The sequence below is a fragment of the Kerstersia gyiorum genome, assembly GCF_004216755.1.
Lineage (GTDB): Bacteria > Pseudomonadota > Gammaproteobacteria > Burkholderiales > Burkholderiaceae_B > Kerstersia > Kerstersia gyiorum.
Genome location: NZ_SGWZ01000001.1, coordinates 50117 through 73412 on the forward strand (window position 1 = coordinate 50117; position 23296 = coordinate 73412).

Below are 23296 nucleotides of genomic sequence, written 5' to 3' on the forward strand. Positions count from 1 at the left end.
CCTTAGATTTCCAGCGGCTGCGGCTGTTGCGCGGCGTGCGGGTGCTCGGCACCGGCGTACACCTTCATTTTCTTGATCATGGCGTAGCCCAGAGGACCCTTGGGCAGCATGCCCTTGACGGCCTTCTCGAGCGCACGGCCCGGGAAACGCTGCTGCATCTTCTCGAAATTGGTTTCGGTGATGCCGCCGGGATAGCCCGAGTGACGGTAGTAGCGCTTGTCCAGCGCCTTGTTGCCGGTCACGACGATATCTGCCGCGTTAACGATGACGATGTAATCGCCGGTGTCAACGTGAGGCGTGAATTCCGGTTTGTGCTTGCCACGGAGGCGGCGTGCGACTTCGCTGGCCACACGACCCAGGACCTTGCCCTTGGCATCAATCACGAACCAGTCACGCTTGACTTCATGCGGCTTTGCCACAAAGGTCTTCATGATCTGTTCCTAAAATCAAATGAAATCCGGTCAGGCTGGGCCACCATTGGCACATACCCCGCGCGCCGTTCAGGACACGCCCGGAAAAGTTCAAAATCACGCTACGCCCCCGACCCCGAACGCAAAGCTCAGGAATACCGGCTTGTGCAGCGTGCTCTCGCCAAAGCGTTGTCAACCGCCCGTGCGAATTCCCTGCCAATGAAGGCAGAAACCCGCGAGTTTAGCATGAAAAATCAGGAACCTGCCACTGCCATGCGGTCGATCAGAATCGAACCACTGGTTTTCGCGCCACGCGTGATGGCATCCGCACCCACGGCAACGATGCCCTTGAACATCTCCAGCAGGTTTCCGGCAATGGTGATTTCTTCTACGGCGTGAACAATCTCGCCGTTCTCGACCCAATAACCGAAAGCGCCACGGGAATAATCGCCGGTCACATAATTCACGCCCTGGCCGATCAACTCCGTCACCAGCAGGCCGGTGCCCATCTTCTTGAGCATGGCACGGAAATCATCCGTTTTACGGGTGCGCGAGGAACGCAGCACCAGATTGTGCGAGCCGCCCGCGTTGCCTGTAGGCGCCAGCCCCAGCTTGCGCGCCGTATAGGTGGACAGGAAATACCCCTGCAACACACCGCTTTCCACGACCCGGCGGGCACGCGTGCGCACGCCCTCGTCATCAAAGGCCGCACTGCCTGCCTGGCCGGGCAGGAACGGATCTTCGTCGATACGGATATGGCGCGGGAACAATTGCTTGCCCATGCCATCAAGCAAAAACGAAGCCTTGCGGTACAAGGCGCCGCCACTGGCCGCGCGCACCATGGCGCCCATCAGGCCCAGCGCCAGCGGCGCCTCGAACAACACAGGATAGTTCCCGGTGGGAATGCGGCGCGCCGACAGGCGCGACAATGCCCGACGGGCCGCATACCTGCCCAGCGCCTCGGGGTCGGCCAGATCCGCCGGGTTCAGCACCGCGCTGTACCAGTAATCCCGCTGCATGCTGTTGCCGCGCCCGGCGATGGGCGCCACGGACAGGCTATGGCGCGAATAGGGATAACCCCCCATGAAGCCGCGCGTATTGCCGAGCACGAAATGCCCTTCGCTGGCATTGATCTGCGAGCCGTCGCTATTGGTGATCATCTTGCTGACCGACCGCGCCGCCTGTTCGGCCTGCAAAGCCAGTCGGGCCGCCTCGTCGGCGTCCAGCGCCCAGGGATAATGCAGCTTCAGATCCGGGAAATCCGTCGCCAGGTCTGCGGCCTCCGGCAAACCGGCGGCATCGTCCTCGCCGGTATAGCGGGCAATATGCCAGGCCGCCTCGACCGCGGCGCGTATCGCCTGCGGCGAAAAATCCGAGGTACTGGCCGATCCGCGCCGTTGCCCGGCATAGACCGTCACGCCCAGGGAGCGGTCACGCGTCTGCTCCACGGTTTCGACGTCGCGGCGCCGCACGGACACGCTCAAGCCCTGGCTTTCGGAGACTTCGGCCGCCGCATCGCTGGCGCCCAGGCTGCGTGCGTGGCTCAGGGCCAACTCGACCAGTTCGCGAAACAATGCCTGATTCGCGGCAATCGGTAAAAAATTCGAAGAAGAATCTGCCATGACTTTCCCATACGCTGAGGCGGGTATCATAGCCAAGTCGCCGCCTGCATGACGAAGTTTCGTCGGCCTGCCGCCATTCTTTTTCATTTGCCTCATTCAGGATTTCCCCATGTGCCCGCCCGCCCACAACACGACAGACGAGTTCGACGAGGAGGATCTGTCCCCCAGCAAATCCCAGGTCAAACGTGAAATGCACGCTTTGCTAGACCTGGGCAAAACGCTGATCGAACTGCCTGTTGACCGTTTGAAACAACTGCCGCTGTCCGAATCGCTGTATGAAGCGATCCGGGCCGCTCAGCGCATCAACAGCCATGGTGCGCGCCGGCGCCAGACCCATTACGTCGGCAAGCTGATGCGCGACGCACCCGCTGATGCCATCCGCACCCAGCTCGACATCTGGGCCAACGGTTCGCGCAAGCAGACCGCCGGGCTGCACCGCATCGAACGCCTGCGCGACCGCCTGATGCTGGATGACCAGCCGCTGACGGACCTGCTGGCCCGCCACCCAGGCGTGGACGTCCAGGCGCTGCGCGCCCAGCTGCGCGCCGCCCGCAAAGAGGCCGCCGCCAACGCTGCGCTGCCCGAAGGCCGCGAACCGCAACGCAAACACTACCGGGCGCTGTTCCAGGCGCTCAAGACACTGCTCGACGCCGAGCAGCCTGCCGCATCTTCCGAACCCGATACAGAATCATGACTTCCGCTCCTGCATTACTGGATACCGTCGAACTCGAAACTGCAGCCAACCCCACCCACGCCGTCATCTGGATGCACGGCCTGGGCGCGGACGGCAACGATTTCGCGCCCATCGTTCCGCATCTTTCCTGGCCTGGCGCACCAGCCATCCGCTTCGTGTTCCCGCATGCGCAAGTGCGCCCCGTCACGATCAACGGCGGCATGCCCATGCGCGCCTGGTATGACATCTTCCAGATGGCTGCTGGCGTACGTGAAGACCATGCGGGCATACACCAGTCGGCCGGGCAAATCGAAGCGCTGATCGCCCGCGAACATGCCCGTGGCATTCCCAGCGCCAATATCGTGCTGGCCGGCTTTTCGCAAGGTTGCGCAATGACACTGCATACCGGCCTGCGCTATCCCGAGACCCTGGCCGGCCTCATCGCGCTATCCGGCTACCTGCCCCTGGCCGATACCCTGGCCGAGGAACGCAGCGCCGCCAACCAGCAGACGCCCATCTTCATGGCGCATGGCACCCAGGACCCGATCGTCATTCCGGCCCGCGCCGAAACCTCGCGACGCATTCTGGACAGCCTGGGCTACCAGATCGAATGGCGTACCTACCCCATGCCGCACTCGGTCTGCCCGCAGGAAATCGCCGACATTGCCGTCTTCCTGAAAACAGTGCTGTCCGCCCAATAGCGCCTCCCCCGGGGCAGCCCGCTGCCGGAGCCAGCACTGCCAGCCCCGGCGCGATCAGAGCGCCGGCGCCGGCCGCAGCCCCAGCCAGACCCGACGCATGGTCGGGTCCTCGGCATCCACATCATTGACAAAGCCCAGGCTGGTCATCAGGCCCAGCATAGGACGGTTGTTGGCCAGCACCAGCCCGTCTATGTATTCCAGTCCCTGCGCGGCTGCAGCCTCTATGAGCGTTCCCATCAGTTCACGGCCCAGCCGGCGCCGCTGCCAGTCGTCGGCCACGACCAGGGCATACTCCGCCCCACGCCCGTCGGCATTGCGCAGGTAATGGGCCAGGCCGATGATGATTTCCATTGGCAGGCCCCGGTTCGCCGGATTCGGCACGCGTGTGGTCGCCACCAGCGCGAACTCGCGGTGATAGTCGATCTGCGTGTAACGGGCCAGCATGCGCGGCGTCAGTTCCCGCATCATGGAAACGAAGCGCATGTAGCGTGTCTCTTCCGACAGCCCGCGAATAAAGGCCTGCAGCGGCTCGGCATCGTCCGGACGGATGGGACGGATTTCCCACGGCGCACCATCCGCAAATTGGCGCTGGCGCACCCATTGCGCAGGGTACGGATGAATGGCCATATGCGGATAGCCGCTGGCCGCCGGACGCGCCTCGGCGGGCGCCTCTGCCAGGCGAATGCGCATACCGCCAGCGGTCAGGCCGGCATCACCGATATATAGCGGGTCGATATCAATTTCCACCACATCGGGCAATTCCGTCACCAGGTCGGAAACCTGCTCCAACGCCACCCGCAGCGCCTCCTCGGCAGAAGGGCTGATATGATCGCGCAGCACCCGCTGCCACAGACGGCTGCGCTCCATCAATTGACGGGCCAGGAAAGCGTTCAAGGGGGCCAGATCAGCGCCCCGGTCCGGCGCCTGCATGACCGCCGCCGCGCCCCCGGCCCCGAGGCTCAGCACCGGGCCGAAACGGCAGTCGGTACGCACACGGATGGCCGCTGGCGGCTCCATGGCATCTGCCGGCGGTTCACATCCCACATAAGGCCCGGCGACCGGCACCCGGAAGGCTCGCAGCAAGGCCCGGCACTCCGCCGGCTCCAGTTCCTGGCGCGCCTGGGCACGGGCGGCGGCAACCACCCGCTCGGCGCCCTCGATATCCGGGGCATCACCGTGCTGCTCGGGCGGCTGCGTCTGCACCAGCAATTGCTGGTTGTAGTGATGCGTGGCCAGCACGCCGAAGGCATCGGCCGCAGATTCCGGCGTACGGAACGCGGGGGTGCCCGCATCGTCCATGAGGCGCCGCAAAGGCCGCATGCCGGCATCCCCCATCAGGCAGGTGATGACGGGCTTGCGAGCCTTGGGCGCCAGTTGCGCCAGCCGGCCCACCACCCCGGCCAGGTCCGAGCGTCCATCCGGTGCAAGCAGCACCAGCACGCCTTCGACATTCGCGTCGTCGAGCAGGCATAGCAGCAAGTCGCCGATGCGGTCCGGCGTCAACGGAGCATAGGTGATCACCGGATTGGCCGGACGCGCGGCAGGCTCCAACAGTTCGGCCAGCCGCTTGCGCGTGGCGGACACCAGATCGGCCGGCAGCACAGCAGCAGCCGGCCCCATCAAATCCAGCGCCAACTGGGGCGGCCCGCTGCCATTGGACAGCAGTGCAACGCTGCGGCCGCGTGGCCGGCGCGCATAACCCAGCACTTTCAAGGCCGAAAACAACTGCACGAAATAACGCACGCGCACCGCGCCGGCACGCCGCAGGGCCGCATCGAAGGCGTTATCCGCCCCGGATGCATCCAGCACCCGGCCGGCCTTGAGGACAACCACCGGCTTGACCATGGCCGCAGCACGCAGCGCACTCATGAATTCGCGGGCAAAGCCCACGTCTTCGACATAAAGCGCAATGCTATCGGTCCAGCCGTCGCCGGCCAAGAAGTCGAGCACCTGCGGCAGGCCGATGACTGCCTCGTCGCCCAGCGCCACGGCCACGGAAAATCCAATGTGCGCATCATCGGCCCAATCCATCACCGCCGCCATCAAGGCGCGCGATTGCGTGACCAGCGCAACCTTGCCGCGCCGCGCCAGGATAGGGTGCTGGCTGAGGTTCAGGCCGGCATGCGGGCGCTGCACGCCGAAGGCATTGGGGCCCAGCAACGCACACTGGTTGCGCGTCGCCCATTCGCGGCACAGGGCGGCCGTGGCGGCGGGGTTAGGGTCGGCTTCATTGGAAGGCAGCAGGATAGCTGCGCAGGGGCGGAAGGCTTCCAGCCGCGCCAGTGTTTCCGGCAGAATCGACGGCCGCACACCGACCAGGGCCAGGTCCAGGCGCCCGCCGGGCGCCAGGCCACAGAGCGCTTCCGGCAGCACCGGCACTACGCCCGGCGTGCACTCCACCCAGGTCACGCGGTCGCGCAAATTCACCGGCAAGCTCTGCATGACGGGCAAAACGCTGTCGGCCACAACCAGCAACGTACGCGGATCAAACAGCGGAGCAATGAGATGACGCAACATAGTGAGTGGCGCTCCATTAAAATGATACGGATACCATAACCCTACACGCACTCACGGCTGCATGAAAGCAGTATTAGCTCCATGCCGCCTGCGCCAGCCATGACCACACCCGTACGTACCCGTTTCGCACCCTCCCCCACTGGCTTCCTGCACCTGGGAGGCGCCCGTACCGCCCTGTTTTCCTGGGCTTACGCCCGCCATCATGGTGGCACCTTCGTATTGCGCGTCGAAGACACGGACCTGGAGCGGTCCACGCCAGAAGCGGTGCAGGCCATCCTGGACGGCATGCGCTGGCTGCAACTGGACGCTGATGAGGGTCCGTTCTATCAAATGCAGCGCATGGACCGCTACCGCGAAGTGCTGGCCGGCATGCTCGCCGCCGGCACGGCCTACTACTGCTACAGCAGCCCGGAAGAAGTGGAAGCCATGCGCGAGGCTGCGCGCGCCCAGGGTTTGAAGCCGCGCTACGACGGCACCTGGCGCCCCGAGCCCGGCAAGACTCTGCCGCCCGTGCCCGAAGGCCGCAAGCCCGTGATCCGCTTCCGCAATCCGCAGGAAGGCGAAACGAGCTGGAACGATATGGTCAAGGGCCCCATCCGCTTCGCCAATACGGAACTGGATGACCTCATCATCGCGCGCCCGGACGGCACGCCGACCTACAACTTCTGCGTCGTCGTCGATGACCTCGACATGAACATCACGCACGTCATTCGCGGCGATGACCACGTCAACAACACCCCGCGCCAGATCAACATCCTGAAAGCGCTGGGCGGCACCGTGCCGGAATATGGTCACCTGCCCATGATCCTGGGCCCGGATGGCGAGAAGCTTTCCAAGCGCCATGGCGCGGTCAGCGTCATGGAATACGACCGTGACGGCTACCTGCCGGAAGCCATGATCAACTACCTGGCCCGCCTGGGCTGGAGCCATGGCGACGACGAGCTTTTCACCCGCGAACAATTCGTCGAGTGGTTCGACCCCAGCCACCTGTCGCGCTCCGCGGCGCAATGGGATCCGAAGAAGCTGAACTGGGTCAACGCCCATTACATCAAGCAGACACCCGATGCAGAACTGTCGAAGCTGGTTGCGCCACGCATCGCAGCCCGAGGCGGCAAGGCCGACGCCGACAATCTCGAGGCCGTCATTGCGCTACTGAAAGACCGCGCCGAAACGCTGGAACAGCTGGCCGATGGTGCCATGCTGTTCTGCGGCCCGCATGAACCCGCACCGGCCGAGCTGGCGCAGGAACACCTGGGCGACGACAACCGCGCCCTGCTGCGTGACTTTGCCGCCCTGCTGGCCGACACGCCCTGGCAACGCGAAGCCCTGAATGCACAGGTCAAGGCGTTCATCAAGGAACGTGGCCTGAAGATGCCGCAACTGGCCATTCCCCTGCGTGTCGCGGTCGTTGGACGCACCCAGACGCCCTCCATCGACGCCGTGCTGGAACTGCTGGGCCGCGACACGGTGCTGGGCCGCCTGGCGCAACTCTGACCTGCAACGAACCTGGCCTTTGCCCCCGCTGCATGCATGCCTTCCTCCTCACACAGCACCCGGAAATACGGGTGCTGTCCCGGCATGCAACCGGCCTCGGCACATGCCTGGCCAGCCGCCGTTGGCACCACAGATTTTCATCGCGCCAACGGCGGCCAGACAGGCAGCACGAAAGGCAGCATTCACGCCAATCGGGGGCTGACGTTGCGTGTGAAACCACACTGTCAGAAAAGCACGGGTGGAAATTGGCTGCAAACATCCCAATTCCCGCAAATTCCCCTATGATTGAGGTATTTCCGGCCCCGCACCGATCGGCTACGAACTTGTCTATCACCACGCCCGTGTCTGGCACGATCTTCCCGACAGCCGTTTCCCTGCCTGCCTCCATTCAAGGGCAGGTGCACCGCATCGCTCATACCTTCGTGACAGGCGCGATGCCCATTTCCCCATCCCCGACAGATTTCCATCGTGGCAGGCAATCCATCACCTGCCAGCGCCATTTGAAATGTCTCGCGCAAACCGTGCGGGCCATATCAAAGGGTCGCACGATGTTCATTGGCATTTCCCCGGCTCGCAGCCTACCCATGCGCGCAGAATTCGCCAATGAATTTTCCGGGCAGATAAATGCCACCCTGACCGGCAGTTACTGCGCGCGTTGAAGTTCTGGGAACCCTGAGAGAACCTAAGGAGCAATACCATGGCAACAGCCACCAAGACTGCGGCAAAGGCAGTCAAGAAAACCACTACCAAGAAAACTGCCGCCCAGGCTGCCGCCGTCCCCGCGACTGCACAGGCCACTACCCAGCCGGCTGCTGCCACCCCTGCTGTGAAAACACCGGCCAAGAAGGCTGCGGCAACCAAGGCGCCCGCCAAGAAGGTTGCTGCCAAGGGTGCTGACGCTGCTACCGCCAAGGCCCCGGCCAAAGCGGCTGCGAAGCCCGCTGCCAAGGCGCCTGCCAAGGCCGCACCCGCCAAGAAGGCTGCCGCTGCCAAGAGCGCCGACACCGCTGCTGCCACCAAGGCCCCGGCCAAAGCGGCCGCGAAGCCCGCTGCCAAGGCTCCCGCCAAGGCTGCGCCCGCCAAGAAGGCTGCCGCGGCCAAGAGCGCCGACACGGCTGTTGCCGCCAAGGCCCCGGCCAAAGCGGCTGCGAAGCCCGCTGCCAAGGCGCCTGCCAAGGCCGCCCCCGCCAAAAAGGCTGCCGCTGCCAAGAGCACTGACACGGCGGCTGCCGCCAAGGCCCCGGCCAAAGCGGCTGCGAAGCCCGCTGCCAAGGCGCCTGCCAAGGCCGCCCCCGCCAAGAAGGCTGCCGCGGCCAAGAGCGCCGACACGGCGGCTGCCGCCAAGGCCCCGGCCAAAGCGGCCGCGAAGCCCGCTGCCAAGGCTCCTGCCAAGGCCGCCCCCGCCAAGAAGGCTGCTGCCGCCAAGAGCGCCGACACGGCTGCTGCCACCAAGGCCCCGGCCAAAGCGGCCGCGAAGCCCGCTGCCAAGGCTCCCGTGAAGGCTACGCCCGCCAAGAAGGCTGCCGCTGCCAAGAGCGCCGACACGGCGGCTGCCACCAAGGCCCCGGCCAAAGCGGCTGCGAAGCCCGCTGCCAAGGCTCCTGTGAAGGCTGCACCCGCCAAGAAGGCTGCGGCCGCCAAGAGCGCCGACACCGCTGCTGCCACCAAGGCCCCGGCCAAAGCGGCTGCGAAGCCCGCTGCCAAGGCGCCCGTGAAGGCTGCGCCCGCCAAAAAAGCTACCGCTGCCAAGAGCACTGACACGGCTGCTGCCACCAAGGCTCCGGCCAAAGCGGCCGCGAAGCCCGCTGCCAAGGCTCCTGCCAAGGCCGCCCCCGCCAAGAAGGCTGCCGCTGCCAAGAGCACTGACACGGCTGCTGCCACCAAGGCTCCGGCCAAAGCGGCCGCGAAGCCCGCTGCCAAGGCTCCCGTGAAGGCCGCGCCCGCCAAGAAGGCTGCTGCCGCCAAGGCGCCTGCCAAGAAAGCTGCGGCCGCAAAGAGCACCGACACCGCTGCCAACGCCGCGCCTGCCGCCGAAGCCGCTGCCAGCAAGATTCCGGTCGCGCCGGCCGACAAGCCTGCCGCCAAGGCCAAGGCTGCCACGGCTGCCAAGCCTGCCACGGCCGACGGCAAAACCGCCAAGCAACCTGCTGCCGTCAAGAAGCCTGCTGCCAAGAAAGCAGCTGCCAAGAAGGCCGCTCCGGCGCCTGCGGTGACGGAAGCCACGCCGGCCAAGACCGGGAACAACCCGGCCAGCGCCTGGCCGTTCCCGGTTGACGACCGCCCCGCCGACAAGCGTTAAGCCAGTCCCGAGACGGTAGCCTGAGCCCGCCTTGTGACGGGCCTGGCCCCGGCAAGCGCACCCTTTACCAGGGTGCGCTTTTTTTTGCACGAAAACGCAATGACTCTCACTTAAACTGGCGCCTGGCACCCCGGAGCTTGGCGCGCAGCCATCACATCGTGCGACAATAGCGCTCCGGCAACACTGCCATCGCAGTCAATACGCGATAGGCGCCGGAGGGCATCACCTTTGTGCGCCCTCCTGCACAAAATCGCCTTGCCCGCGCGCCAGGCCCAGGATACCCAGCGTCCGGCCGCCCGCCCCCCACCGTAATTTCAGGTTTATCCATGATCGGCGAAATCATTCACTTCCTGCTCGACATTGCAGCCATGCTGCTGGGCGCTGCCTTGCTGGCACGCGCCTGGATGCTATTTGTCCGTCTGCATCCTTTCAACCCCATCCACCAGGCCGTCTCCCAGGTAACCCAATGGATGGTGCAACCCCTGCGCGCTGTCTTTCCCTTGCGCGGACGCATCGACTGGGCCAGTCTCGCCGCTGCCTGGCTGGTTGCACTGATCTATTGGCTGCTAGTGATCTGCCTGGCGCTGCAAGGCCTCCCCACCCTCGGCATGTTGCCCTCTCTTCTTGGCGCCGCCATCGTGACGGTCGTGAAATGGGGCTTCAATCTGCTGGTATGGCTGACGCTGATCCAGGCCATCCTTTCCTGGGTCAACCCGCTGGCGCCCGTCATGCCCGTCCTGCGCACCATGACGGACCCATTGCTGGAACCCATCCGCCGCGTGCTGCCCACGCCGGGAGGCATGGACTTCTCGCCGCTGGCCGTCCTCTTGGGCGCCCAGATCTGCGTGATGATCCTGACCCGCATCAGCTACCAGTTACTCGCCTTCTGACAAGCGCTGGTTGTCGCCAGCCACGCCTGGAAGACGACCACAAACCTACTGCCATACAAAAAATCCCCCTGCAGGCCTGTTAAGGCCCTGCAGGGGGATTTTTCATGAACCACCCCGGGAAGATTTTTACCCGAGCAGCCGCCCGGGGCCGGCATACAGCGTCATTGCCCTTGCGGCAATCCGCCCATGCTCCGGCACCCGGAAGCCATGTTCATTACATGGGCGCAACACGCGTCGGGCCGGCGCCACTGATGACCTGCACACGCTGGCCAACGCTCAGGGGCACGTCGTCTTCCTGTGCAATGACGCGGGTTTCGCCGTTATCCATATGGACGGTGATTTCCACGCCATTGCGGGTGTTGACGCCCTTTTCGACAGCATTGCCTGCGAGCGCGCCCAGGATGGCACCGCCAACCGTCGCAATGGTGCGGCCACTGCCACCGCCGATGGTATTGCCTACGACACCGCCCAGCGCACCGCCAGCCAGCGTGCCAACAGCCGAAGGGTCATCGGATTGCAGCGTGATCGGACGCAGCTTCTGCACCGTGCCATTGCGCACGATCTGTTCGCGCTGGGCCTGACCATAGGAATAGACGGAACTGGATGCCCGCTGCGTCGAGCAGCCTGCCAGGATGGCCAGGGCGGCTGCAACAGCAACCACGGCCACGCCACGACGGGCGCCGGTACGGGAAGAAACTTGAACTTGTGCCTTAGCCATGATGTCGCTCCTAATGTCACCGCCAGCCGGCCGTCATGCCCGGTGGCATCGCGGCAGCCCGGTATCCGGCAAATGCCTGGACCGGTCCGGCCGACCATTTTCAGGGCCGGCCACTGCCGCATGGAATCTCTATCTACATGATACATCCCGATGCCCGGGAAGCATACGCATGGTACAGGAGCCTGGCCGTGAATCTGTCACAACGTTTGTCAATGCAAGGCCCCGCCGGCCAGCGGCAGCGGACAGGCCGAGGGCCTGGCGCAGCTGCCAACACTACCCTTTACAGCGAGGGCAACACCAGGCCGTAGCCCTGTTCCAGGCGCGCGGAAATGTCGGCACGCGACGGCTGGTGCTGCTGCGGCCCACGCGAAGCCACTTTGATCGAACCCATGACATTGCCCAGGCGGCAGCTGTCGGCCCAGGACCAGCCCAACGACACGCCATACAGCAGACCGGCACGATGAGCATCGCCGCAACCCGTGGGATCGACCACGGCATCGGCCTTCACTGCACCGATTTCCTCGGTCTTGCCATCGCTCCAGACCGTCGCGCCGTTGGCGCCACGCGTCACGACCACCGCCTGCAGGTTCCTGGCAATATCATCCAGGCTGCGCCCGGTGCGCTGTTCCACCACCCCGGCTTCGTAATCATTGAGCGTGAGGACCTGCACCAGCTTCAGCATTTCCTCGATCTCCTCGCCACTGAACAGCGGCATGGCCTGGCCCAGATCGAAGACCGCAGGAATGCCACGCGCATGCAGGCGACGGGCATGGGCAAACATACCTTCCTTCGCATCGGGCGCAACGATGGCCCAGGCGCCTTCCGCCGAAGAAATGTCGTTTTCCGCCGCCAGCGCCATCGCGCCCGGGTGGAATGCGGCGATCTGGTTGTCATCCAGGTCGGTGGTCACGAAACACTGGGCGGTATAGCTGCCCGGCGCAACACGGATCCATTCTGTACTGATGCCCAGCTGGCGCAGGTAATGCAGGTAATCACCGGCATCCTCGCCCACCGTCGCCACCGGCAGAGGCTGGCCGCCCAGCAGGCGCAGGTTGTAGGCGATATTGCCGGCGCAGCCGCCATAGACCTTGCGCAACGACGGAACGGTGAACGACACGCTCAGGGAACGGATGCGATCCGGCAGGATGTGGTCCTTGAAACGACCTTCGAAAACCGCAATGCTGTCAAAAGCGATGGAGCCGCAAACCAGAATGGGAAAAGCCATGGTTGATTCCTCGATACAGTGAATACAGGCGGCTGCCGGACAGCGCCGGCAGCGCTCACATCAGCCCGACGCTGCCGGGCGCGTCTTCAGGCAGCCGGACGCTGTCCATGTAGACAGACCCAGCCCTCACGTTCCTGCCAAACTGTCATTTCCAGCCACGGTGCGTAGGCGGCAGCGACTTCCTCTGCCTGGCGCGCCAGCACGCCCGACAGCACCAGGTGACCGCCCGGCTGCACGCGTCCTGCCAGCATGGGTGCAAGCACCTTCAGGGGATTGGACAGAATGTTGGCCACCACGACATCGAACTGCCCGTCGGCCAGGCCATCCGGCAGGCTGGCCATGATGGCCACGCCATTGACCTTGGCATTGTCCTGAGTGGACTGGACAGCCTGCGCGTCGATATCCACGCCGTGAACGCTGCGGGCGCCCAGCATCGCGGCAGCGATCGCAAGGATGCCCGAACCGCAGCCGTAATCCAGCACATTGGCACCCGTCGGCATGGATTCGGCCAGCCAGGCCAGGCACAGATGCGTGGTCGGATGGCTGCCGGTGCCGAATGCCAGCCCAGGGTCCAGCTGGATCGCGATGCCCCCGGCCGGCTTGTCCAGCGCGGCGCCCGGTTCCACGTGCCAACTGGGCACGATACGTACTTTGTCGCCCACTGCAATGGGCCCGAATTGCGCCTGGGTCAGACGCACCCAGTCTGCATCGGGAACCTCCCTCAGCGTCCAGTCCTGCGCCAGTGCCGCATCCAACCCGCTGGACGCCAGCGCGGCCTCCAACAGTTGCTCGGGATCAGCGCCATCGGGCAGCAGGGCCACGACGACATTCCGGTTCCAGCCAACGGTTTCCGGTTCCGTGCCGGGTTCGCCGAACAGCGGTTGCTCGGCATCGGTATCGCTATCCGCATCTTCGACGGAAACGGACAGCGCACCAGCCTCGAGCAAGGCATCCGACCAAGGCTCAGCCAGGTCTCCCGGGCAGGACAACAATAACTCACGCATGTTTCTGGTTCCTGAAATAGGCATCGCCAGCATGTTACTGCTGGCGATGCCTGTCGGGCCATTCCTGCCTGAGCAGGATGCACCCTGTGCCCTGGCGGGTGGCTGCGCCACCCGCTGCCCCGGGGGTCAGGGGCGCTGGGACAGTTTGTGTTCGAGATAGTGAATGCTGGTGCCGCCTTCGATGAAGCGTGCGTCCTGCAGCAGCTCGCGGTGCAACTGCACGTTGGTAGAGATGCCTTCCACCACCATTTCCGACAGAGCGATGCGCATGCGGGCCAGAGCCTGCTCACGCGTGTCGCCATAGGCAATCACCTTGGCAATCATCGAATCGTAGTTGGGGGGCACGAAATACCCGTTGAACACGTGCGAGTCGATGCGGATACCCGGGCCGCCACCCACGTGCCAGTTGGTGATGCGGCCAGGGCTGGGCACGAACGTGAAGGGATCTTCCGCGTTGATGCGGCATTCGATGGCATGGCCCTTGATCTGGATGTCGCGCTGGCGCAGCGTGAACTTCTCGCCCGCTGCCACGAGGATCTGCTGCTGGATCAGGTCGATGCCGGTAATGAGTTCCGTCACCGGGTGTTCCACCTGGATACGGGTGTTCATTTCGATGAAATAGAACTCGCCGTTTTCATACAGGAACTCGAAAGTACCCGCGCCACGGTAGTTGATGCGGCGGCAGGCTTCGACGCAGCGCTCACCGATACGCTCGACCTGACGGCGGGGAATGCCGGGCGCCGGCGCCTCTTCGATGACCTTCTGGTGACGGCGCTGCATCGAGCAATCACGTTCGCCCAGCCAGACGGCATTGCGGCCACCATCGGCCAACACCTGAATTTCGATATGGCGCGGGTTCTCGAGGAACTTCTCCATATAGACTTCCGGGTTATTGAAGGCCGCGCCCGCTTCGGAGCGCGTCATCTGCACGGCGCTCAACAAAGCAGCTTCGGTATAGACCACACGCATGCCTCGACCACCGCCGCCGCCAGCAGCCTTGATGATCACCGGATAGCCGACTTCGCGGCCCAGGCGGAGGATCTCCTGCGGATCATCCGGCAAGGCGCCAGGCGAGCCGGGAACAACAGGCACGCCGGCAGCAATCATCGCCTGCTTGGCGCTGACCTTATCACCCATGATACGGATGGAATCCGGCCGCGGACCGATAAACACAAAACCGCTCTTTTCCACGCGCTCGGCAAAGTCGGCATTTTCCGCAAGGAAACCGTACCCCGGGTGGATCGCTTCGGCATCAGCCACTTCGGCAGCCGAAATGATGGCGGGCATGTTCAGGTAGCTGTCGCGGGACGGTGCCGGCCCGATGCAGACCGACTCATCGGCCAACCTGACGTATTTCGCATCGCGGTCAGCCTCGGAGTGCACGACCACGGTTTTGATACCCATCTCGCGGCAAGCGCGCTGAATGCGCAGCGCAATCTCACCGCGATTGGCGATAAGGATTTTCTCGAACATGTGCTATCAGCCGATGACGAACAGGGGTTGGCCGTATTCCACGGGTGCGCCGTTTTCCACCAGGATCTCGGTGACAACGCCAGCCTTGTCGGCCTCGATTTCATTGAGCAGCTTCATTGCTTCGATGATGCACAGCACTTCGCCTTCCTTGACGCTCTGGCCAACTTCGATGAAGGGCGTGGCGCCAGGACTGGAGGCGCGGTAGAACGTGCCGACCATGGGAGCCTTGACGACGTGGCCTTGCGGCGCGGCGGGCGCAGCCGGGGCCGCAGAGGCCGCAGGCGCTGCCGGTGCGGCGGCCTGGGCAGCCACGGCGGTTTCCACATAGACGGGCGCCGGCGCGACAGCGGCCTGCGGCACGAACTTGACGATGCGGACCTTGCCTTCGCCTTCGGTAATTTCGAGTTCGGCGATGCCGGACTCGGCAACCAGGTCAATCAAGGTTTTCAGTTTTCGGAGATCCATAACTGCCTTTTCCCAAAGTGTATTTTTCAGCAATGCGAGACGGTGCTATGCCCGGTCTGCGATGCCAGGGTGGAACGAACGTGCTGGAAGCTGGAAACGGGGAGATCTCATGGACGGGCAGACCAAGTGGACACATAGGACGGCGAAGACGCCGCATGTCTCACGGACGAGTCCAGGCACGGCCACGGCCTAGCCGTTCCGGGCGAGATCTGGTACCGGCTGCCAGCCTGTGCGCGAGCGCCGGCCAGCCAGAAAAAAACGGCCCGCGCAGGCTGGCGGTAAACAATGCCAGCATCTGGGGAACCCATTCGCAATGCGCCATTATGTCGGCAAAAGTAACGATAGACCGCTTTTTACGTCAAAAAAACGCCGTTGTCCATTGAAAACAATGGTTCGCCGACATGCCCAGCCCCCCTCTTGCACCGCATTTCCCCCATTACAATGCAGTACGGAGGTTTCCATGCATCTGCACATTCTGGGCATCTGCGGCACGTTCATGGGCGGTCTGGCCCTGATCGCCCGCGCTGCCGGCCATCGCGTCACCGGGTGCGACGCGAACGTCTATCCCCCCATGAGCACCCAGCTCGAAGAACAGGGTATCGAACTGCTCGAAGGCTTTGACGCCTCGCAGGCTTCCCTGGGCGCAGACCTGTACATCATCGGCAATGTCGTCAAGCGCGGCAACCCGCTGATGGAAGCCATCCTCGACCAGGGGCTGCCCTATATCTCCGGCCCGCAATGGCTCAACGAGCACATCCTGACGCCGCACCGGCAACACGTGCTGGCCATCGCCGGCACGCACGGCAAGACCACTACCACGGCCATGCTGGCCTGGATACTGGAACAGGCCGGCCTGGCGCCCAATTTCCTGATCGGCGGCGTTGCGCCCGATTTCGGCGTTTCCGCGCGCTGGCAGCCCGCCAGCCGCCACTTCGTCATTGAAGCCGATGAATATGACACCGCCTTCTTCGACAAGCGTTCCAAGTTCGTCCATTACCGTCCCCGCACTGCAGTGCTGAACAACCTGGAATTCGATCACGCCGACATCTTCCCCGATCTCGCGGCCATCGAAACCCAGTTCCATCACCTGATCCGTACCGTGCCCGGCCATGGCCGCATCATCCGCGAAAGCCACAATGAAGCGCTGGATCGCGTGCTGGCGCGCGGATGCTGGTCGGAATGCCAGACGTTCGGCGCCGATGGCGATTGGCAGGCCCGGGATCTGGCCGACAACCGCTTCGATGTCGCTCTGCATGGCGAGCACCAAGGCACCGTCGCCTGGCACTTGTCAGGCGCTCACAACCGCGCCAATGCGCTGGCGGCCATTGCCGCCGCGCACCATGCAGGCATCGCACCGGCAACAGCCATTGCCGCCCTGAACACATTCCAGGGCGTGAAACGCCGCATGGAAGTCCGAGGCCAGGTGGACGGCATCACGGTTTATGACGACTTTGCCCACCACCCCACGGCTATCGCCACGACGCTGGCCGGGCTGCGCCGCCAGGTCGGCCCGGCGCGCATCATCGCCGTGCTGGAACCGCGCTCCAACACCATGAAGCTCGGCACCATGGCCGACCGCCTGCCCGGCTCACTGGCTGATGCAGACAGGGTCCACTGCTTTGGCGAACGCCAGGGCACGCAAAGCGTGCAGTGGGACCCGTCGGTAGTGCTTGCTCCCCTGGGCGAGCGCGCCCGCTGCTGGAGCGACCTCGATGCGCTGGTTCAGGCCCTGACGGCAGAAGCTCGCCCTGGAGACCATATCCTGATCATGAGCAATGGCGGTTTCGGTGGCATACACGGCCGCCTGCTGAATGCGCTGGAAAGCGCCCGCAAAAGCAGGTAAAACCGAGGTAGAAAAGCCGGCAGCCAGCGTTCGCAGGCGCCCTGCCGGTCACTGCCGGCCGCACTCCGCCATTCCCTTTCTTTTCCACACAGCCATACCCCGGGCCTGCCAGGCCCGGGCCAACTCCCCCAGGAATACGCGACAAGATGTATCTGTTCTACGAAGAAGACGGCGGTTTCAAGATCGGCCATATCCTTGCTGAAACCGACGCCAGCCTGCAAGTGGAGTCGGAAAGCGGCAAGCGCAGCAAAATCAAGCGCACCAGTGCGCTCTTTACCTTTGATACCAAGGACGCTTCCAATTTCCTGACGCAAGCCCAGGCCCAGGCCGAAGACATCGACCTCGATTTCCTTTGGGAATGCAGCAGCCAGGAAGATTTCGAGGCTGCCGAGTTTGCGGCCGATTACTACGGCCATGCCCCTTCCGCGCTGGAAAAAGCTGCCCTGATCCTGCGCCTGCACAGCGCCCCCATCTATTTCCACCGCCGTGGCAAAGGACGCTACCGCGCCGCGCCGGCAGACATTCTTGCGGCCGCCAAGGCAGCCCAGGAGAAAAAGCGCCTGCAGGCCGAACAGCAGCAGCAATGGGTCGATGAAATGACGGCAGGCCGCCTGCCTGCCCCCATTGCCGAAGCCGCCGAAATGCTGCTGATCCGCCCCGACAAGAACAGCATGGCCTGGAAGGCCATGGACGCCGCCTGCCAGCAACTGCAGAAAAGCCCCGAGCGCCTGCTGCTGGACCTGGGCGCCTGGCCCAGCCCGCTGGCGCTGCACAAGGCCCGCTTCCTGGCCGCGAACTTTCCGCGCGGCACCGGCTTTGGCGACATCACGGTGCCTGACCTGGGCGCGGACCTGCCGCTGGCCGACGCCCAAGCCTATTCCATCGACGACATCACCACCACTGAAATCGACGATGCGCTGTCGGTGCAGCGTCTGGATGATGGCTGGCTGCGCGTAGGTGTCCACGTGGCCGTACCGGGCCTGGCTGTCACCCGCGACAGCGAACTGGACAAACATGCGCGCACCCGGCTGTCCACGGTTTATACGCCTGGGGAAAAAATTCCCATGCAGCCCGAGGCGCTGATCAGCCGCTTCTCGCTGGATGCCGGCAAACCCGTGCCCGCGCTGTCGCTGTATGTGGAAGCCTATCCTGCCACCGGCGAAATACGCCACACTGAAACTCGCCTGGAGCGTGTGCAGGTGCGCGAAAACCTGCGCCACAACCAGATGGATGCCATCTACAGCGAGGAAGCCCTGGCCGGCCCCGCCGATGCCCACCCGCATCTCGACTGGATGCAGCCGCTCTGGCAATTGGCGCTGTCCTTGTCCGCCCGCCGCGATGAAGTGCGCGGCAAGCCGGAAAACAATAACCGGGTCGAATACAGCTTCTATCTGGATGGCAACCCGGACGACCCCGACGCCACCGTTCGCATCGAGCCGCGCCGCCGCAATGCCCCGCTGGACCGGCTGGTGGCCGAATACATGATCCTGGCCAATACGCTCTGGGGCGAATTGCTGGCCCGCACCGGTCTGCCTGGCATCTATCGCTCGCAGCAGGCGGGCCGTACCCGCATGAGCACTCACGCCCTGCCGCACGAGGCCATCGGCGTGCCGCAATACGCCTGGTGCACGTCGCCGCTACGGCGTTATGTCGATCTGGTCAACCAGTGGCAACTGATCGCCGCTGCCCAACATGGCATCTCGGCGCCGCTGGTGGCGCCCTTCAAGCCACGCGACGCCGACCTGTTCGCGATCATCGGCGCCTTCGAGGCGCAATACGCAACCTGGCACGACCACCAGGATGCCATGGAGCGCTACTGGTGCCTGCGCTGGTTCCAGCAGCAGGGCCTGAAGGAAGTGACGGCGCACGTCCTGCGCGAGGATCTCGTGCGCTTCGCCTGCGCCCCCTTTGTCACCCGCGTGGCCGGCATGCCGGAGCTGGAACGCGGCACGCCGGTCAGGCTGGAATTGATGGGCTGTGACGAACTCGCGCTGACACTGGACTGCCGCTACCTGGGCGTCATCGCCGAAAACGAGTAAACGGCGCGTCCGGCGAGATACACTTGCCCTGAACCACCGACGCCACGAACCCGTTTCGGGGCGCCATGAATTCCTCTCCGGCCCGTCCGGAGAGGCGAGCCGCGACTTCTTTTTGCAACCATGAGCGACACGAAACCCATCATCTGTGCCGTCATCGGCAACCCGATCAGCCACAGTCTGTCTCCCGACATTCACCAGGCCTTCGCACACCAGTTCGACCTGCCGCTGGAGTACTCCCGGCTGCTGGCCCCCATCGGCGGCTTCAATGATGTGGTGCTGCCCTTCTTCGCCGCTGGCGCAAGGGGCATGAATGTCACGGCCCCCTTCAAGCTGGACGCCTATGCCCTGGCGTCCCACGCGCTCAGCGCGCGCGCTCGCGTGGCTGGTGCCGTCAACACGCTCTGGCAGCAGGACGGCATCATGCACGGCTGCAATACCGACGGCATCGGCCTGGTGCAGGACCTGCAGCAGCAGGGCGCGCCGCTGCGCGACGCCCATGTATTGATCATTGGTGCTGGTGGTGCGGCGCGCGGTGTCCTACAGGCTCTGCTGGCCGCCGACTGCGCCAGCCTGCGTATCGTCAACCGCAATGCGCTGCGCGCACAGGAAATGATCGCCAATCCCCTGGTGCGCACCCTGCCCCAGGCCGGCCGCCTGGAAGCCGACGGCCTGGATGGCGCCAGCCGCCCCGGCGGCTGGGACCTGGTCATCAACGCCACCTCCAGCAGCCTGGGAGATGCCGCCCTGGACCTGCCCGCCGGGCTTTACGCCCCGGCTGCTGTGGCCTACGACATGGTGTATTCGGCCCGCCCCACTCCGTTCATGCAACAGGCGCTGGATGACGGCGCCAGCCGCGCCAGCGACGGATTGGGCATGCTGGTGGGCCAGGCGGCCGCCAGCTTCGAGATCTGGCACGGCCTGGCGCCGGATACCGCACCCGTGCTTTCCGCGCTGCGGCAGCAGCTTGCCACCGCCGCCTGAGGCGCCCAGGGCCATGCAGGACAGCACCGCCGACCGCATCCGACCAGGATTCCGCTGGACCTGGCCCAAGCGGCTGGGTGCCATCGTCATGGCGCTGCTCATCCTGCTGTTGCTCTCACAGCTGTGGCTGCTGGCGCAGGTCGCCTGGTACGCCCGCCAGGACCCCGGCAGCAGCGCCATCATGCGCCATGAACTGGCCCGCCTGCAGGACACCGACCCCGACGCCAGGCTCGACTATCGCTGGGTTCCTTACGACCACATCAGCAACAACCTGAAACGCGCCGTCATCGCAGCCGAGGACTCGCGCTTTACTGAGCACGACGGCATAGAATGGGATGCAATCCGCAGCGCCTGGGAGCACAACCAGCAATCCAGCCGCATCCGTGGCGGTTCCACCATTACCCAGCAATTGGCAAAAAACCTGTTCCTGTCAGGGTCGCGCAGCTATCTGCGCAAGGCCCAGGAACTGGTGCTGGCCTACATGATCGAACACAGCATGGACAAGCGCCGCATCCTGGAGCTGTATCTCAATCTGGCCGAGTGGGGAGTAGGGATTTTCGGGGCCGAGGCTGCGGCACGGCATTATTATGGGGTGTCGGCGCAGCAACTCAGTGCCGCGCAAGCAGCGCGGCTGGCTGCCATGCTGCCCAACCCGCGCTATTACGACAAGCACCGCAACACCGCGTTCCTCAATAAACAGACTGCGACGCTGCTGGCCCGCATGAGACAGGTTCACATTCCCTGACATCCTGCCGCCACCAGAATGTGCCATTCGGGCCCGCATCCTGCAAAATCTATCGAAACGCGCCAAAATAACAGGTTTTCCTCTCATCCAGTCAAGGTTTCCGCCGCATGCGCACCGCACGCCGTTATCTGGCCCGCGAAATCTACCGCTCCTGCGCGGTAGTGCTGCTCGCACTGCTCGGGCTGTTCACGTTTTTCTCCCTGATCGAGGAACTGGACAACCTGGGCGGCAGCTACACCCTGCCCGGGCTGCTCTACCTGCAGGCGTTGCAACTGCCCACGCGGCTCTACGATATTCTGCCCATCGGCCTGCTGATCGGCGCCATCCTGGCGCTTGCTGGCCTGGCGCAACGCAATGAACTGGTAATCCTGCGAGTGTCCGGCGTCAGCGGCGCCAGGCTGCTGGGCATGCTCTGGATCGTGACGCTGCCCTGGATGGCCGGCGCCCTGCTGCTGTCCGAAGTCATTACCCCGGCGGCCGAACTGCACGGCAGCGAAGCCAACCTCCTGCTGCGCGGCAAGCCGGGCGGCGGCGCCATGCACAGCGGGTATTGGTTCAAGGAGCCCACGCCCGAAGGCGGCATGCGCATCATCAATGTCGGCAAGCTCGAAGCCAACGGCGGCATCCGCGACATCACACTCTACACCTTCGCGCCGGACAACCGCCTGAGCGGGCTGGCCATGGCCGAGAACGGCAATTTCAACAGCAACGAACTGCACCTCAACAACATCAGCCACCATCGCGTCGACCTGGACGCAGCCACCGCGTTCTCGCAAACCCGTCCCGGCAGCCAGCCACTGGTCACCATCGACAAGGAAGCGCAACTGTCCATGCAGACTACGCTGACGCCCGAACGCCTGCTGGCGCGCGTGCTGACCCCCGAGCGCATGTCCATGCTGACGCTTTGGGACTACATTTCCTATCTGCACAGCAATCACCTGCAGGCAGACCGGCAAATCGTCGCGCTGTGGCGCAAGCTGATCTACCCCTTCACCCTGCTGGTCATGATGACCATCGCCGCGCCCATCAGCTTCATGCAGACCCGGCGCGGCGGCGTCGGCGCCAAAGTGTTCATCGGCATCCTGCTGGGCGTGGGCTTTTTCATGCTGAACCAGCTGGCGCTGAATATCGGCATGCTGGGACGCCTGCCGCCATGGAGCACAGCCATCCTGCCCAACGCCGCCGCGCTGCTGGTCGCGCTGGGAGCCCTGCTCATCATGGAAAACCGCCATTTCCTCGCCCGCATGGCGACACACCGCAACCCCTGGAGAAAACACCCGCTATGAACCGTCCCGATATCTGGATGATCGGTGACGTGCAAGGCTGCTGCGTTCCTCTGGAACAACTCCTTGCCTTGCCTGAGATCGCCGGCGCGCCGGACAGCCGTTTATGGTTCGCCGGCGATCTCGTCAACCGTGGTCCCCAATCCCTGCAAACCCTGCGCCGCATCCGCGACATGGGCGAACGCGCCACCTGCGTGCTCGGCAATCACGACCTGCACCTGCTGGCCGTGGCCGCCGACGTGCGCAAGCCCGGCAAGAACGACACCATCAGTGAAATCCTGCAGGCGCCGGATGCCGAGGAATTGCTGGACTGGCTGCGCAACCGGCCGCTGGCCCATTTCGAGAACGGCCACCTGATGGTGCATGCTGGCGTGTTGCCGAAATGGGATTGCGCCAAGACGCTGGCCCTGGCAGCCGAAGTCGAGGCCGTGCTGCGCGGCCCGAACTGGCGCAAGGGCCTGCAGAAAATGTATGGCAACGAGCCTGCCGAGTGGAAGGATGACCTCACCGGCGGCAAACGCATGCGCGTGATCATCAACGCGCTGACGCGCATGCGCCTGGGCACCGCCAAGGGCCAGATGGATTTCGCCGCCAAGGCGGTCCCTGGCCAGCATCCCCCGGCCCTGATGCCCTGGTATGACATCCCCGGGCGCGCCACACGCAATGTCGTCGTGGTTTTCGGCCATTGGTCGACGCTGGGCTTGCTGGTACGCCCCGATGTCATCTGCCTGGATACCGGCTGCGTCTGGGGCGGGCATCTGACCGCCATGCGCCTGCGCGACCGCAAGATCCTGCAGATCACCTGCCAGCAATACCAGGACCCGGAGCTGTTCTAGGCGCCGGGTCCATGGCAAGAACAACGGTGACAGGGGCTGCGGTGGCCGTCTCCGGCCCCGCGCCGGCGCTTGCTGCGG

Annotated in this window: 19 protein-coding genes; 11 read left to right on the forward strand and 8 right to left on the reverse strand. The window is 64.4% G+C overall.

The genetic code is table 11. The features are described 5' to 3' along the window. Positions 1-2: 2 nt before the first annotated feature. Positions 3-431, reverse strand: a complete 429-nt coding sequence (gene rplM / locus EV679_RS00240; RefSeq protein WP_068372705.1) for a 50S ribosomal protein L13 — start codon at positions 429-431, stop codon at positions 3-5. A gap of 233 nt (positions 432-664) precedes the next feature. Beyond that, on the reverse strand, positions 665-2032 hold the full coding sequence (pmbA, locus tag EV679_RS00245) for a metalloprotease PmbA (protein WP_127772952.1): 1368 nt from the start codon (positions 2030-2032) through the stop codon (positions 665-667). A gap of 109 nt (positions 2033-2141) precedes the next feature. Here pmbA and yjgA point away from each other — a divergent pair, with 109 nt between their 5' ends. Both yjgA and EV679_RS00255 read left to right on the forward strand, forming a co-directional pair. After that, positions 2142-2726, forward strand: coding sequence for a ribosome biogenesis factor YjgA (gene yjgA, locus EV679_RS00250; protein WP_130486274.1), 585 nt, complete (start codon positions 2142-2144; stop codon positions 2724-2726). Beyond that, positions 2723-3406, forward strand: a complete 684-nt coding sequence (locus EV679_RS00255) for an alpha/beta hydrolase (RefSeq protein ID WP_068372716.1) — start codon at positions 2723-2725, stop codon at positions 3404-3406. Before yjgA ends, EV679_RS00255 begins: the two co-directional genes overlap by 4 nt. Positions 3407-3460: 54 nt before the next feature. Here the strand turns inward: EV679_RS00255 and EV679_RS00260 are convergent, their stop codons facing one another. Further along, positions 3461-5923: a bifunctional acetate--CoA ligase family protein/GNAT family N-acetyltransferase gene (locus tag EV679_RS00260; protein WP_068372721.1), complete on the reverse strand. Its 2463-nt coding sequence runs from the start codon at positions 5921-5923 to the stop codon at positions 3461-3463. Positions 5924-6022: 99 nt separating this feature from the next. Here EV679_RS00260 and gltX point away from each other — a divergent pair, with 99 nt between their 5' ends. The 3 genes from gltX (at position 6023) to EV679_RS00275 (ending at position 10606) form a co-directional block, all read left to right on the forward strand. Further along, the gene (gltX, locus tag EV679_RS00265; protein WP_130486275.1) at positions 6023-7417 is read left to right on the forward strand and encodes a glutamate--tRNA ligase; all 1395 of its coding nucleotides are present in this window, start codon (positions 6023-6025) and stop codon (positions 7415-7417) included. A 697-nt stretch (positions 7418-8114) separates the two neighbouring features. Then, positions 8115-9716 (forward strand): hypothetical protein, encoded by a 1602-nt coding sequence (locus EV679_RS18020; RefSeq protein WP_420883592.1) that lies wholly within the window; start codon positions 8115-8117, stop codon positions 9714-9716. A 326-nt stretch (positions 9717-10042) separates the two neighbouring features. Continuing rightward, positions 10043-10606 (forward strand): YggT family protein, encoded by a 564-nt coding sequence (locus EV679_RS00275; protein ID WP_127772947.1) that lies wholly within the window; start codon positions 10043-10045, stop codon positions 10604-10606. Between the two features lie 214 nt (positions 10607-10820). Here EV679_RS00275 and EV679_RS00280 read toward each other — a convergent pair whose 3' ends face one another. The 5 genes from EV679_RS00280 to accB all read right to left on the reverse strand — a co-directional run bounded on the left by EV679_RS00280 (position 10821) and on the right by accB (position 15491). Continuing rightward, on the reverse strand, positions 10821-11324 hold the full coding sequence (locus tag EV679_RS00280; protein WP_068372729.1) for an outer membrane lipoprotein: 504 nt from the start codon (positions 11322-11324) through the stop codon (positions 10821-10823). A gap of 280 nt (positions 11325-11604) precedes the next feature. Then, positions 11605-12549, reverse strand: coding sequence for a carbohydrate kinase family protein (locus EV679_RS00285; RefSeq protein WP_068372731.1), 945 nt, complete (start codon positions 12547-12549; stop codon positions 11605-11607). Between the two features lie 86 nt (positions 12550-12635). Continuing rightward, positions 12636-13553 (reverse strand): 50S ribosomal protein L11 methyltransferase, encoded by a 918-nt coding sequence (prmA, locus tag EV679_RS00290; RefSeq protein WP_068372734.1) that lies wholly within the window; start codon positions 13551-13553, stop codon positions 12636-12638. 126 nt (positions 13554-13679) lie between these two features. Continuing rightward, a complete protein-coding gene (gene accC / locus EV679_RS00295; RefSeq protein WP_068372735.1) occupies positions 13680-15026 on the reverse strand; it encodes an acetyl-CoA carboxylase biotin carboxylase subunit in 1347 nt (448 codons plus the stop codon). Positions 15027-15032: 6 nt separating this feature from the next. Further along, a complete protein-coding gene (accB, locus tag EV679_RS00300) occupies positions 15033-15491 on the reverse strand; it encodes an acetyl-CoA carboxylase biotin carboxyl carrier protein (protein ID WP_068372736.1) in 459 nt (152 codons plus the stop codon). Positions 15492-15951: 460 nt separating this feature from the next. Here accB and mpl point away from each other — a divergent pair, with 460 nt between their 5' ends. From mpl to EV679_RS00330, 6 genes are all read left to right on the forward strand, one after another. Then, positions 15952-17334, forward strand: a complete 1383-nt coding sequence (gene mpl, locus EV679_RS00305) for a UDP-N-acetylmuramate:L-alanyl-gamma-D-glutamyl-meso-diaminopimelate ligase (RefSeq protein WP_068372738.1) — start codon at positions 15952-15954, stop codon at positions 17332-17334. Between the two features lie 146 nt (positions 17335-17480). After that, the gene (locus EV679_RS00310; RefSeq protein ID WP_130486276.1) at positions 17481-19373 is read left to right on the forward strand and encodes a ribonuclease catalytic domain-containing protein; all 1893 of its coding nucleotides are present in this window, start codon (positions 17481-17483) and stop codon (positions 19371-19373) included. A 120-nt stretch (positions 19374-19493) separates the two neighbouring features. After that, complete coding sequence (gene aroE / locus EV679_RS00315; protein ID WP_068372745.1) at positions 19494-20354, forward strand: shikimate dehydrogenase; 861 nt, start codon at positions 19494-19496, stop codon at positions 20352-20354. 13 nt (positions 20355-20367) lie between these two features. After that, a complete protein-coding gene (gene mtgA, locus EV679_RS00320; protein WP_068372747.1) occupies positions 20368-21099 on the forward strand; it encodes a monofunctional biosynthetic peptidoglycan transglycosylase in 732 nt (243 codons plus the stop codon). 107 nt (positions 21100-21206) lie between these two features. Further along, positions 21207-22385, forward strand: a complete 1179-nt coding sequence (gene lptG / locus EV679_RS00325; RefSeq protein ID WP_068372748.1) for an LPS export ABC transporter permease LptG — start codon at positions 21207-21209, stop codon at positions 22383-22385. After that, positions 22382-23218 (forward strand): symmetrical bis(5'-nucleosyl)-tetraphosphatase, encoded by an 837-nt coding sequence (locus tag EV679_RS00330; RefSeq protein WP_068372753.1) that lies wholly within the window; start codon positions 22382-22384, stop codon positions 23216-23218. Before lptG ends, EV679_RS00330 begins: the two co-directional genes overlap by 4 nt. Positions 23219-23296: the final 78 nt, after the last annotated feature.